Source organism: Tepidibacillus decaturensis (genome assembly GCF_001561915.1).
Lineage (GTDB): Bacteria > Bacillota > Bacilli > Tepidibacillales > Tepidibacillaceae > Tepidibacillus_B > Tepidibacillus_B infernus.
The window spans coordinates 141,034-154,516 of the sequence record NZ_LSKU01000001.1 but is presented as its reverse complement, the minus strand read 5'-3'; the positions used below and the strand labels follow the sequence as shown (position 1 = coordinate 154,516).

Annotated in this window: 12 protein-coding genes and 1 pseudogene; 11 read left to right on the top strand and 2 right to left on the bottom strand. The window is 36.3% G+C overall.

Going from position 1 to position 13,483, the window contains the following annotated elements; genetic code table 11:
- Positions 1–98: 98 nt before the first annotated feature.
- From U473_RS00685 to U473_RS00670, 4 genes are all read left to right on the top strand, one after another.
- Positions 99–1,424 (top strand): cytochrome ubiquinol oxidase subunit I, encoded by a 1,326-nt coding sequence (locus U473_RS00685; RefSeq protein WP_068722454.1) that lies wholly within the window; start codon positions 99–101, stop codon positions 1,422–1,424.
- 125 nt (positions 1,425–1,549) lie between these two features.
- Positions 1,550–2,563 carry a cytochrome d ubiquinol oxidase subunit II gene (locus U473_RS00680; RefSeq protein ID WP_068722451.1) on the top strand — a complete coding sequence of 338 codons (1,014 nt, stop codon included), beginning with the start codon at positions 1,550–1,552 and terminating at the stop codon, positions 2,561–2,563.
- Between the two features lie 206 nt (positions 2,564–2,769).
- Positions 2,770–4,704, top strand: a complete 1,935-nt coding sequence (locus tag U473_RS00675; RefSeq protein WP_068722449.1) for a DUF294 nucleotidyltransferase-like domain-containing protein — start codon at positions 2,770–2,772, stop codon at positions 4,702–4,704.
- Between the two features lie 38 nt (positions 4,705–4,742).
- Complete coding sequence (locus tag U473_RS00670; RefSeq protein ID WP_068722447.1) at positions 4,743–5,465, top strand: 3'-5' exonuclease; 723 nt, start codon at positions 4,743–4,745, stop codon at positions 5,463–5,465.
- 74 nt (positions 5,466–5,539) lie between these two features.
- On the opposite strand, the gene iadA is transcribed toward U473_RS00670, so the two are convergent.
- Positions 5,540–6,715, bottom strand: coding sequence for a beta-aspartyl-peptidase (gene iadA / locus U473_RS00665; RefSeq protein ID WP_068722445.1), 1,176 nt, complete (start codon positions 6,713–6,715; stop codon positions 5,540–5,542).
- Between the two features lie 447 nt (positions 6,716–7,162).
- Here iadA and U473_RS00660 point away from each other — a divergent pair, with 447 nt between their 5' ends.
- The 7 genes from U473_RS00660 to U473_RS00635 all read left to right on the top strand — a co-directional run bounded on the left by U473_RS00660 (position 7,163) and on the right by U473_RS00635 (position 12,999).
- Positions 7,163–7,621 carry a Dps family protein gene (locus tag U473_RS00660; protein WP_068722443.1) on the top strand — a complete coding sequence of 153 codons (459 nt, stop codon included), beginning with the start codon at positions 7,163–7,165 and terminating at the stop codon, positions 7,619–7,621.
- A 259-nt stretch (positions 7,622–7,880) separates the two neighbouring features.
- Positions 7,881–8,462 (top strand): HlyD family secretion protein, encoded by a 582-nt coding sequence (locus U473_RS15075; RefSeq protein ID WP_082732288.1) that lies wholly within the window; start codon positions 7,881–7,883, stop codon positions 8,460–8,462.
- Positions 8,357–9,067 (top strand): HlyD family secretion protein, encoded by a 711-nt coding sequence (locus U473_RS15330; protein ID WP_321164175.1) that lies wholly within the window; start codon positions 8,357–8,359, stop codon positions 9,065–9,067. Before U473_RS15075 ends, U473_RS15330 begins: the two co-directional genes overlap by 106 nt.
- Positions 9,067–9,831, top strand: a complete 765-nt coding sequence (locus U473_RS00650) for an ABC transporter ATP-binding protein (RefSeq protein ID WP_068722441.1) — start codon at positions 9,067–9,069, stop codon at positions 9,829–9,831. Before U473_RS15330 ends, U473_RS00650 begins: the two co-directional genes overlap by 1 nt.
- Positions 9,812–10,966 carry an ABC transporter permease gene (locus U473_RS00645; protein ID WP_201024119.1) on the top strand — a complete coding sequence of 385 codons (1,155 nt, stop codon included), beginning with the start codon at positions 9,812–9,814 and terminating at the stop codon, positions 10,964–10,966. The genes U473_RS00650 and U473_RS00645 overlap by 20 nt, the downstream gene beginning before the upstream one ends.
- 241 nt (positions 10,967–11,207) lie before the next feature.
- A complete protein-coding gene (locus tag U473_RS00640) occupies positions 11,208–11,654 on the top strand; it encodes a hypothetical protein (RefSeq protein WP_153011966.1) in 447 nt (148 codons plus the stop codon).
- 106 nt (positions 11,655–11,760) lie between these two features.
- Positions 11,761–12,999: an MFS transporter gene (locus U473_RS00635; protein ID WP_082732286.1), complete on the top strand. Its 1,239-nt coding sequence runs from the start codon at positions 11,761–11,763 to the stop codon at positions 12,997–12,999.
- Here the strand turns inward: U473_RS00635 and U473_RS00630 are convergent.
- Positions 12,945–13,402 (bottom strand): annotated as a pseudogene (locus tag U473_RS00630) (GAF domain-containing protein). The gene U473_RS00635 and the pseudogene U473_RS00630 sit on opposite strands and share 55 nt — an antisense overlap.
- Between the last annotated feature and the right edge of the window lie 81 nt (positions 13,403–13,483).

The following is a 13,483-nucleotide window of genomic DNA, read 5'->3' as shown; positions in this document are numbered from 1 at the left end:
AATAGCTTATATTTCATTATACTTTTAACAACATTAAAATAGCGAAAATAGAGTATAATATATCTAAAATTAGAATGTTAGTAAAGGATGGTTTTATGATGGATACGCTCATGTTGAGTCGAATCTTAACTGGACTCACTCTAGGGTTTCATATTATTTACGCCACCATTGGTGTTGGTGTCCCTATTATGATTATGCTTTCTGAATGGCTTGGAATCAAACGAAATGATGTCCACTATATATTACTTGCTCGTCGTTGGGCAAGAGGATTTGTGATTACTGTTGCCGTTGGCGTCGTCACTGGTACGATTATAGGAATGCAATTATCCTTATTGTGGCCAAGTTTTATGAAAATCGCTGGTCAAGTGATTAGTTTACCATTATTTCTTGAAACATTTGCATTTTTCTTAGAAGCGATTTTTCTGGGGATTTACCTCTATACCTGGGATCGCTTTAAAAAGCCGATTTATCATTGGCTATTGATTATTCCAGTTGTCCTTGGTTCATCTTTATCAGCAACATTTATTACGATGGTCAATGCGTTTATGAATACACCAGAAGGATTTACAATGCAAAATGGTGTGATTACTGATATTGAACCATTAAAAGCGATGTTTAACCCTGCCACACCAACAAAGGTTGCACATGTCCTATCTTCTGCCTACTTAACTTCTGCTTTTGTTTTAGCAGCGATTACCGCTTACTATCTTTTGAAAGGACGGAACCATGAATATTATAAAAAAGCGCTGAAATTAACCTTGATTGCCAGCTTTATCTTTGCAATTGCTACTGCTTTAATAGGTGATCTATCAGGTAAATTCCTTGCTGATTACCAACCAGAAAAATTAGCTGCGGCTGAGTGGCATTTTGAAACCAGAAAACAGGCAGAGCTTATAGTCGGTGGGTTTTTAACCGATGATCTGCAAATTAAAAATGCAATTAAGTTACCGATGGCTCTTAGTATTCTGGCTCATGGTAATCCAAATGCCGAGGTTGTTGGATTAAATGAGTTCCCCAGAGATTTATGGCCACCACTTTATGTCCACTATCTTTTTGACCTAATGGTGATGATAGGAGTCTATTTGACCCTTGTTTCTGGTCTATTCCTTTTCTTTTGGAAATGGAAACCTCAGCTTATGTGGAAGAAATGGCTGATGGCACTCATTATACTAGGTGGACCCTTATCGATTGTTGCAATTGAAGTAGGATGGATCTTTGCGGAGGTTGGTCGCCAACCATGGATTTTACGAGGGTATATGAAAACAGCTGAAGGAGTAACCACAGCTACTAATGTTGGAACATTATTAATTGTTTTTGCTTTGCTATATGTCATCCTTGGTACCCTTACTGTATATATCCTTACACGTCTATTCAAAAAGAACACACCTGAGATTGAATTAGAAAAACGAGGAATTATCCTGTAAAAATGTTTGTATATTCCAATGCGCTCCGTTGTCCGTGTATTTCTTTGAATGAAAAATAATGTAAGAAACACTAAATAACAAGGGGAAGAAAGTTTAAACTATGCAGTAATAAGGGAGGAATGAAGATGTCTTTAGAGTTACTTGGAATTACGGTTCTTTGGATCTTTTTATATGGATATATGATCATAGGTTCAATTGATTTTGGCGCTGGCTTTTTCTCTTATTACGGAAAGTTGCGTAAAAAAGACCATCTGATCAATGGGGTGATTAACCGTTATTTATCACCTGTCTGGGAAGTAACGAATGTTTTTTTAGTCTTTTTCTTTGTAGGATTAGTCGGTTTTTTCCCTGACACTGCCTATTTCTATGGCACAGTTTTACTTATTCCAGCTAGTATTGCCACAATCTTGTTAGCTATTCGCGGATCCTTTTACGCCTTTGCCAATTATGGCGCAAGGGACAATCAATTATTTCTATTCAGTTATGGGGTAACAGGATTATTGATTCCTGCGTCTCTTTCCACTGTGCTTGTGATTTCTGAAGGTGGTTTTATCACAGAATTAGGGGATACGATTTCCTTAAATATGTCTGCATTATTGTCTAGCCCCTTAACTTGGTCTGTTGCTTTATTAGCTGTCTTTAGTGTATTGTTTATCAGTTCAGCCTTTCTTTCCTACTACGCAAACAAGGCAGAAGATCTAGAAGCTAGAGAAGTATTAAGGAAAATAGCCCTTTTTTCTAGTGTACCAATGATGATTAGCAGCTTTATGATGATCTTTTTCTTACAAAGAGAAAGTGCATGGCATTTTAACCAGCTATATGGGTATGCTTGGGCATTTCTCTTGGGTTTACTTGCTTTTTTAACTGCCATCTACTTGTTATACCGCAAAGAAAGGTTTGGAATCGCCTTTTTAATGGTGATGCTACAATTCGCTTTTGCCTTTTTCGGTTATGGTGCTTCCCATCTTCCCTATCTGTTGTACCCATATCTAACGATTTATGATGGGATCGTTAACCAAACGATGGGAACTTACTTGGTTATTGGATTTATAGCCGGACTCACTCTTCTTATCCCTTCTCTTATTTTGTTAATGCGGCTATTCTTGTTTAATGTGGATTATGTAAAAGGAAATAAGTAAATTTTTCGTTATATTAAAGGAATTTATTTCATTTATGACGAATTAAAACATAAAATATAATCCATAAAAGTAACTATTTCCGGAGGCCTTATGATGAAACAATAAAATCTTCTTAAAACAAAAAAAGCAAAATCTACATTAGAAAAAATCGTTCAAAAATTTACTTTAGGATAAACTTGATCTAATGGGATTTGGAGGTTGATAAGATGGAACTTGATTTATTTCCACTGCTAAGTAAAACCCCTCCCTTCCACTTGCTACCTATAGAAAAATTGAAAGAACTCATTGAAATCTCATTGCTAAAAACCTATTCAGATGATCAAGTTGTTGTACAGCAAAATGAGAAGGACATTCAGCATATTTTTGTTTTGGTTGAAGGAATTGCCAAAAATATATTGTTAAATGATGCAAAGGAAGAAATCACTCTAAAAATATATAGAAGAGGCGATGTAATCGGACTGATTCATGCCATGTCAGGGGATGGTTTTACCTATACGATCAGGGCTGTGAATCATACGCGCTTTCTACTCATCCCTATTTCTTTTTTTGATAAAATGATGGCAGAGCATCCTCCTTTTACTGAGGAAGTCGCAAAGCTGATTACTTTACGATTAAGAGAGCTTTATCTTCAAATCGGAAAAGAAACCTCTGGGCAACCAAAGCTTTCGAAAAATCCTTATCGGAAAAAAGTGGTTGAACTCATGACCTTTCCTATCATTACAAGCCACTTAAATGAAACGATCATTGAAGTATCAGAAAAAATTTTAAAAAACCAAATCGGCTCAGTCATTGTCGTCAATCAACTAAATGAGCCTATTGGCATCATCACTGAAAAGGATTTAATTAAAGCTTTTACAAATGAACGGAAAGATCCATCTAGTGACAAAATACTGCTGACAGCTGAAAAAATCATGACATCCCCACTCATCAGTATTGAACCCCAATCCCTCTATTTTGATGCGTTACATTTAATGATTAAGCATAATATTAAACATATTCCAATTATTAACAATGGTATGACCATTGGTATGATCACAATGAAAAACTTAATCCAATCTTTATCAGATCATACCTTTAGCCTAATCAAAGAACTTGACCAAGCCAATAGCATTAGAGAAATAGTCAATGTAAAGAAAAAAGTGGACACCATGATCCAAAATATGTTAGAAGAACATGTCACAGCAAAAGAGCTATGTGCGATTGTTTCAGAATTCAATGACCGAATGACACAAAAGCTAATCCAGAACGCTGAATTCGAAATGAACAAAGAAGGATATGGCTATCCTCCTGTCGCTTATTGTTGGCTTAGTTTAGGGAGTGAAGGAAGGAAGGAACAAACTCTGCAAACCGATCAGGATAATGCGTTGATTTATGCAGATGTGCCTAAACAAGACCAAGCTAAAGTAGATACTTATTTTACAAAACTAGCCGAAAAAGTAGTTGAGGGATTATATCAATGTGGATTCCCTAAATGTACAGGTGGTGTGATGGCTTCAAACCAGGAATGGAGAAACAGCTTATCTGGATGGAAACATTCGATTCAACTATGGATAAATAAAAATACACCTGACTTAATCCGTCGCTTTACGATCTTTATTGATTTTCGCCCTATATACGGAGATAAGCACCTAGCTGATTCCATAAGGGAATATTTATTCACGGAAAACATCATTCCTGCGATTTTTCTACATTTTTTGGCTGAGGATGAAACAGCGATTGAATTGGCGATCAATCGCTTTGGTCGTTTTCAAACAAAAAAGAGTGAACATCATGGTCTCATTGACCTAAAATATGGTGGATTAATTCATATTGTTAATAGTTTACGATTATTAGCACTCAAATTTAAAATTAGTGAATTAAATTCATGGGAACGCCTAGATAAGCTTTATGAAATGGATATATTCACCAATGATGAACATGCAGAAATAGCTCAAGCCTTAGATGATATCATGCTTTTTCGGATTAAAAGAAATATAGAACAGATGAAGAATGGTGAGGAAGTGAGTCATTATATTCAACCTAATTCACTTTCAAAAAGGGAACGTTTAAGGTTAAAAAAGGCGTTGATGACAGCCCGCTGGTTACAAATCAAAGCGACCCGTCATTGTGCGATGCCAGGATCCCACTTAAGAGGATATTAACCCTTATTTGAACTAGTTTCTGTAAAGGAGATTATAGGGTGGGCTTTTTACAAAGAAGAAGAAAAACAAGCGAAATGTTTGATACTAAAGTCTATGATAAGGATCTCATTGCTGAAATCAGAAGATTAGCCTCAAGTACAAAACGAATTATCGACCTTGATGATGAATTAAAAACGATTGAGTTTGTCGTATTTGATACAGAAACCACTGGTTTCTTTCCTTACGCGGGTGATAAAATCATCTCCATTGGCGCTGTTAAACTAAAAGAAGGCGAGATCAAGGAATTCTTTCATTGTCTTGTAAACCCAGAACGTGAAGTACCAAAGGAAATTGAAGAGTTAACAGGGATTTACAATCATGAGTTACAAGACAAACCTAAGATTCTCGAAGCTGCTCTTGATTTTTTACGATTTGCTGAAAATACGTATTTAGTCGCCCATTGTGCTGACTTCGATCTGCATTTTCTAGATGTTGCATTAAAAAGAGGAGCAAATACTCGCCTTCTACATCCGATTATTGACACGATGATGCTATCCTATCACCTACATCCTGATTGGACTTCTCATCACTTTGATGTCATCTTAGAAAAGTATCAGATCCCAATCATTGATCGTCATTCTGCCCTAGGAGATGCAAAAATGACAGCACTATTATTCCAGTTCTTTTTGGAGCAATTAGAAGAGAGAGGAATCAAAACGATCGGAGCATTAAAACGTAGTATTCCAAGTGTCTGTAGGCAAGCTCCATATATACGTTTTTAAAAAACTTACCCACAAAAGTGACGAACTTTCTTCGAAGCTTATTCCGATTACTTTTGCAGGGATCCTTAAAATCTTTATTTTTCAAATGTACCTTTTACTAAAATATCTCCATGTAAGATCATGGTTTGGCCTTTTGCGATGACTGTATCGATTTGTAAATCATCTTGATTGAGCAATACTAGATCAGCATCATATTGTGCTTTAATATAACCCTTTCCGTTTAATTTTAAAAGATCTGCAGGGTTAGAAGTAATGACTCGAATAGCAGTTTCTATTGCGACTCCTTCATCTAAAACTGCATCCCTCACTTCTTGATATAAGGAAATGACCTTTCCTACTCCCAGTCCTAGATAATTCCCATTTTCATCAAACTCTGGGAGGCTTCCCTGTCCATCTGAGGTAAAGGTAATTTGATGAATGTCAATCTTTTCTTCTAGCATTCTTTTTAACGCTTTGCTAGATTTGACCTCACCATGATCAGTGCTTTTTTTGATTGAGCTTGTGGTAAAATCCACAATTCCTCCCTTTTTCGCATAGTAGATGGCTTGCTCAAATAATTCCTGATTTCTATTCATATGAGTGGGTACAAATTGTTTAATTGGAATCTCCGTATTTTCTGCAATATCTAAAAGAAAATCCACTTTTCTAGAACCACTACCAACGTGGATATTAACGATCCCTGCTTTTCCTGACAAGATTCCCCCTACTCTTGCCTCTGCAGCAATTCTTGTAATCTCTTGAACAGTAGGTTGGGCAGACCGGTGGTCGGAAATGGCGATTTCTCCTACTCCAATCACTTTATCAATCATGATGATATCATCCTGAATATTCCCTGTTATCGTTCGAACAGGAACTGCATAATTTCCTGTATAGATGAAAGTGGTGATCCCTTCTTCTTCTAATCCCCTTGCTTTAGCTAATAATCCTGCCATGCTTCGAGTGGTACCATCGGTCCCTAAACAACCAACAACAGTGGTTACGCCCCCTCTTGTCAAATCTGTGAGTTGAATTTCAGGGGTTCTTGTTTTAAACCCTCCTTCACCACCTCCACCAAGAATATGTACATGGGAATCAATAAAACCTGGAACAACTAATTTACCACTTGCATCAATCACTTCAATATCTACAAAATTCTTAGGTTCATCTATCTGTTCTGCAATATAACCAATCTTATCACCAATAAGTAAAATATCCTTCTGTTCAAGATAATCTGGTGCATGAACTTTACCATTTTTAATTAGTTTTAGCATGTCCTTACTCCTCTCCTCTTATATTTTTGTAAGGATTATATCAGAGATCTTCCTTTTTCTCCATAAGAAAAGGTTTGTATATTCCATCGCGCTCCGTCATCCGTGCCCTTCTATGAATAAAGATTACGGAGAGAAGGGCACTTCTGAAGGTCGCAGCTTATGGAATATACAAACCCCTAAATGACAAATGGAAGAAAGTTATACTTTCTTAATCTTTAAAAAAAGACTGCCGTAAAAATAGGATAAAAAACCATAACTCGATTCGATAAGAAAGATCAAAAGAGAAACAATGGCTACTAGTGAAGTTATTTGGTAAATTAGTCAACCGTCTTAATCGTATGTGATTAAAAGAAAAATCCAAGTTGGGGAAGTAAAACATAAAAGTATCCGGGTTTGGGAATGTTATTAATGTACAACTCATTTTTTCTAGAAAGGTTGGTAAAATCAATGTCTCAAACGACAGCTACTCCTGTCACTTTAACTGACAGCTTAAACAAGCAAATTGCCAATTTTAGTGTTTTATATGTGAAACTGCACCATTATCATTGGTTCGTAAAAGGTGATCACTTTTACGAATTACATACCAAGTTCGAGGAATTCTATACTGAAGTGGCAACTTACATTGATGAACTTGCGGAGCGGTTGTTGACATTAAAGGAAAAACCGCTTGCAATGATGAAGGATTTTTTACAACAGAGTTCTATTACTGAAGCATCGGGTAATGAAACTGCGCAGCAAATGGTGCAAAATATCGCTAATGATTTTAGTACAATCATTCAAGAAGTAAAGCAAGCGATCGAAATCGCAGACAATCTAAAGGATGATGCTACTGCAGACATGTTAATTGGTATAACCAAAAGTCTAGAAAAACATCTGTGGATGCTAAATGCATTCTTGGGTAAATAATTTCTCTAAGCACTGCCTAAAAAGCAGTGCTTTTTTTTGGAAATTAAAAGAAGATAAAAAAACATAACATTATTCATAACGAGTTATTTTCCGCTATATATAACCTTAAATATCTTATAACAGAATCCTCCTTCTCAATAACGTGCTTCTTTTCTATTATTTCCTTGGAAACGATTATTGACATATTCGTTTCCATTGCGTAAATTAAAGATAGAAAGAAAAATGTACGTCAAATGTTACAATTCGAGGAGGAAGAACCATGGGAAAAAAGAATGTTCGGATATTCCTAAGCTTTCTATTTGTTTCATTGTTATTATTAGTAGGTTGCTCCACTAATCAAAATATCTACTCAGGTACTATTGAAGGCGAAGAAATTCCTGTATTAGCAGAACTAGGTGGGCAGATCAAGACATTATCAGTTGATGAGGGAACAAGTGTTAAAAAAGATCAAACTTTAGCTACAATTGATGATCGCATTTTAAAAGCACAATTAAAGGAGGCAGAAGCAGGAGTCGCGGCAGCAAAGGCCTCTTTGGATGAAGCAAAAGCAGGTGCAAGGGACCAAGAAATTAAACAAACTCTTGCCAACTTAGAACAGATCGATTCAGAAATGGAACAGCTCAAGATCCAAACCAAAAAAGCAGACGATCTCTTAAAAATAAACGAATCCCAGATCCAACAAACCTCCCATTCCTTAGCTGCTGCCCAAAAAACACTTGCCTATCAAAAAGAACAATTACAAAAAAAACCTCCCTTTTTCAACAAGGAGCGATATCTGAAGACCAGCTTAAAGCCCAACAGGAGATCGTCAATCAGGCGGAAGCGAAGGTTAATACCTTAAATGATCAACTTATTTCAATCAAAGCTCAATATTTAGCTGAGCAAAAGGATAAAGAAGCTTTACAGGTTCAGCTTCAAGCTGTTGAAGCTAAGAAGAAAATTGCTGAAGCTAAGTTAAGCTTACAACAAGAAGGAGCATCATCTTACACGGTTTCGCGTTTATACCAACTTTGGCAGCAAGCTATCGCCAAAAAAGAACAAGTTCTCATTCAACTGGAAAAGGCCACGATTAATTCTCCAATTGATGGAATCGTTTTAAGAAAAAATGTTTCTCAAGGAGAAATCCTAAAGCCTAACTCGCAAATATTTACCCTTTTAAATCCAAAAAAATTAAATATTAAGGTCTATGTACCTGAAACCAATCTCAATCAAGTCAAAATTGGGCAAAAGGTTGCAATCAAGGTTGATGCATTTCCTGACCAATCCTATGAAGGAAAAATCGTCCATATCTCAGATAAAGCTGAATTCACTCCTAAAAATGTGCAAACACCTGATGAACGGACGAAAATGGTTTTCGCTGTAACGATTGAAACGACCAATGGGTTTGATCAATTAAAACCAGGAATGCCTGCAGATATTACCTTCCAGTCAGAGGAGGATCTATAATGGAAATTGCCATTTCCTGTACCCAACTTACCAAAAAGTTTGGTTCCTTAACTGCTGTCAATCAAGTCAGTATGGAAATTCCTAAAGGTTCGATCTATGGCTTTCTTGGTCCAAACGGCTCTGGAAAATCAACAACTATTCGAATGCTATGCGGACTAATTACCCCAACATCTGGACATGGAACGGTTCTTGGCTATGATATCATTAAGGACACGGAACGGATTAAGCATCGGATTGGATATATGTCACAAAAATTTAGTCTTTATGAAGAATTAACAGTCATTGAAAACCTTGATTTTTATGCTGGTATTTATGGAATCTATGGAGAAACGGCAAAAAAAAGAAAGACTGAATTGATCGAAATGGCTGGTTTGACAGGGAGAGAAAAACAATTAGCTGGTTCATTATCTGGTGGCTGGAAACAACGATTAGCCCTCGCTTGTGCAATGCTACATCAACCTGATGTTCTGATTCTCGATGAACCCACTGCTGGTGTTGACCCCGTATCAAGAAGAATCTTCTGGGATGTCATTCACCAATTGGCCAACCAAGGAATTACGATTCTTGTTAGTACCCATTACATGGATGAGGCAGAAACTTGTGATTATATCGGATTTATCTATTTTGGACATTTATTGGTTCATGGCAAACCCAGTGAATTAAAGAAACAAGCTGGCTTAGAAAGCTTAGACGATTTATTTATTCAACTTGTCAACAAGGCTCAGCAGAATGGAGTGGTGAACCATGCAACAAATGAATCTTAAACGATTTAGCTTTTCTAGATTTATGGCAATTGTAAAAAAAGAAATGTTACAAATCCGAAGGGATCCACCAAGCTTAGTTATTGCTATCATGATGCCGCTCTTCATGCTCTTATTATTTGGTTATGCAGTCAACACAGATGTAGGTCATATTTCCACTGCTGTATGGGATCAAGATAAAAGTCAGCAAAGTAGACAGCTGATTCAAGAACTTGTCAATACGACCTATTACGATATCAATTGGAATGTGAATAGCTATAAAGAATTACAAGATCTAATGGATCAAGGAAAGATTAGAGCCGGTTTAGTAATACCACCTGATTACAGTCATTCCCTTGACCAAAAACAAACAGCAAAGGTTCAGATGTTGATTGATGGTTCAGAGCCTAATGCAGCAAGAACCGCTTTAAGTAATGCTCAACTGGTTATACAGTACAAAGACCTTGTAATTCAACAAAGCTTTTTGGAAAAACAGGGTGGTTTAGGGATCAATCAACCAATCGAATTACTTCCAAGAGTTTTATATAATCCCAATATGGAAAGCCTGATTTTTAACATCCCTGCCTTAATTGGCCTGATCATGCAAAATGTCATAGCCATTCTAACCGCTTTTTCTCTAGTCAGAGAAAAGGAACGAGGGACCATGGAACAATTGGTCGTAACGCCAATTCGTCCATTAGAGCTAATTATCGGCAAGCTACTTCCCTATGTAGGGATTGGGATTTTCTCCTTTAGTATCGTCTTAGCAACAGGGGTCTATTGGTTCGGTGTTCCTGTCAAAGGAAGTGTTCTACTTTTGATCGGATTAAGCTTACTATTTTTGACCACAACCTTAGCGATTGGTATGCTAATCTCAACCATTTCCAAAACCCAATTACAAGCTATGCAAATTTCTTTTGCATTTATTTTACCTAGTGTATTGCTATCTGGTTTTATTTTCCCTCGAGAAACAATGCCTGTAGTGATCCAATGGATTGGCGGTGTGATCCCTTTAACTTATTTTCTAGAGATCCTTCGTGGTATTTTTTTAAAGGGGATTGGATTAGAATATCTTTGGAAAGAAACGCTTATTCTATCTATTTTTGCCATTTTCATTTGTACTGTTGCAATCCTTAAATTCCGTAAGAAAATCGAATAAAATAGATAAGAGAAAGGGGGTATGATTTGGATTATTCAAAAAAGATTAAAATCAAAGCATGGGAATTTTTTATTCAACAAGGAATAAAAAATACGGCCATTGAACAAATCTGTCAAGAATTAAAAATTTCAAAAAAACCTTCTATAAGTATTTTAGAAACAAAGAAGATTTACTTTTACAAATTTTTATGTCTAATCGTCAGGTCTTTTTTGGAATATTTGAAAAAGGACTTCGGGAAAAAGTGCCACCGATGGTCATTTTGCTTCGAATTATCCAACAGTTTAAGAAAATGATAAGGCCACAAACCAACTACTCTTTAAACGAAGAAGAAACTCCTTTCTTTCCCATTAGTCCTTCAATCATTGAAGAGTTGCCATCCCTTTATCCGGAGGTTTGGCAAACGATTGATGGCTTTCGGCATGATCTTCTAAATCAAATTGCAAACTTATTAGAGAACGAAAAGGAAGAATATATTCGGGAAGAGATCAACACCAAAGTGATTTCGAAAATGCTATTTGCCATTATCGAACAGATCATCCATCCACAATTCCTTAATACGCACAAGATCCCCTTTCATGAAGTTTTCAATTCCGCCTTTACTCTTCTATTTAAGGGAATTATTAAAAATGAAAAACAAGAGGAAATAACAAGGATGGTAATAGGAGTAGAGAACAATGAACGATATTAACATTAGCAGGGGTTAATTTAGTTTATTATATCCAGAATATTCAAATGTTTTGTTTATCTTTTACTTGATTCCTTCTATAATAATACTATAAGGAGTTGAACGGATCATGGATAGACAGCAGTATTTACAGATGGGAGCCCCTGGTTTCTGGAAGGCAACTTTTGCATTAAGTATAGGTGCCTTTCTTATTTTTTCAAATCTTCATATGTCACAACCACTTCTCCCTTTATTTTCTAGAGAATTCGGTGTGTCACCTGCAACAGCTAGCTTATCTATTTCGCTTACAATTTTAACACTAAGTGTTTTCCTTTTAGTATTTGGACCGATTTCTGATGCTATGGGGCGTAAAAATATCATGTCTTTCGGATTAATAGCATCTTCTATTTTATCCATTCTTATTTTCTTCGCACCTAACTTTTTCGTGTTATTATTCCTACGTGCGGTTCAAGGAATCTTTTTGGCCAGTTTACCCGCCATTGCTTATGCTTATATTGGCGAGGAATTTGACCATCTAAGTATTAGTGCAGTAATTGGTATTTATATCAGTGGCAATACGATTGGAGGAATGGGCGGAAGAATAATCAGTGGGTTTATCGCTGACCTTTGGGGATGGAGATATTCTTATCTAGTTATGGGTATAATTGGCCTCATTAGTTTTATATTATTTCTAATATTTCTCCCCGATTCTAATCATTTTCAACGAAAGCCCTTTTTAATCAATGAGGCAATGAAAGAACTTATTTCCCATTGGCAAAATCCAATTCTTCGCCAAGCTTATTATATAGCTGGTATTATTTATTTTATTTTTATGGGTGTTTTTAACTATATTGGATTTTATTTAAGTCAGGCTCCTTATTTTCTTTCAACAACAGTCATTGGATTTTTGTTTATCTCTTATCTTGCAGGGACATTTAGCTCAACCTATTCAGGAAAATTGGAAGGAAAGCTGACGATTCCTGTTCGGATCTTTCTTGGTTTAGTGATCATCTTTATTGGGCTTGTGCTTATGCTTTTCCCACAATTACCTCTGATCTTAATTGGTCTTGTCGTTCTTGTTTTTGGCTTTTTCTTTACTCATGCAGCCTCAAGTAGTTGGGTAAGTCATCACGCAAAAAAAGCTAAAGCAAGTGCTTCAGCCTTGTATCTCTTATCCTATTATTTAGGGGCAAGTATTGGTAGTACTCTTTTAGGCTATATTTGGCAACCCTTTGGTTGGAAGGGTGTTATTATTGCTACCTTTGTGTTTATTCTTTTAGCTATGGGAGTTGCTCGGAGAATGAAAACAGCAGATTATTTATCCCAATCGCATTGTTCCACTAACAGTTCGACAACCTTTTCTAAGTAAAATCTATCTGTATCAAGTACACCAATCAAATTCCCTTGATTGATAATAGGTACAACAATTTCCGATTAAGAAGTAGCATCGCAAGCAATATGGCCTGGGAATTGGTTTACGTCAACGACAACCTGGGTCTCCCTCTTTTCTGCCGCTGTCCCACAGACCCCTTTACCTATTTGAATTCTGGTGCAAGCCGGTTTTCCCTGTAAGGATCCAAGTACAAATGTTCTTCCTTATATAGATAAAATCCAACCCAGTTCACATGATCCAAGAAATGATATAAAAGCGAGGATGTATTTGCTAAATTAACCAACCAATCCTTTTCATCCTCAATCAAAGATTTATCTTGCTCTAGAATTCTAGGATAGATTTCTTGCTTTTCTCCTTGTAATGGCTTTATTTCAAACATTGATATCCCCCTTTCTGTAATATTTTTAATTGTAACATAAACAATGAATGCTTCGTCTGAGTCAAGTATTTGTGGGAGGAA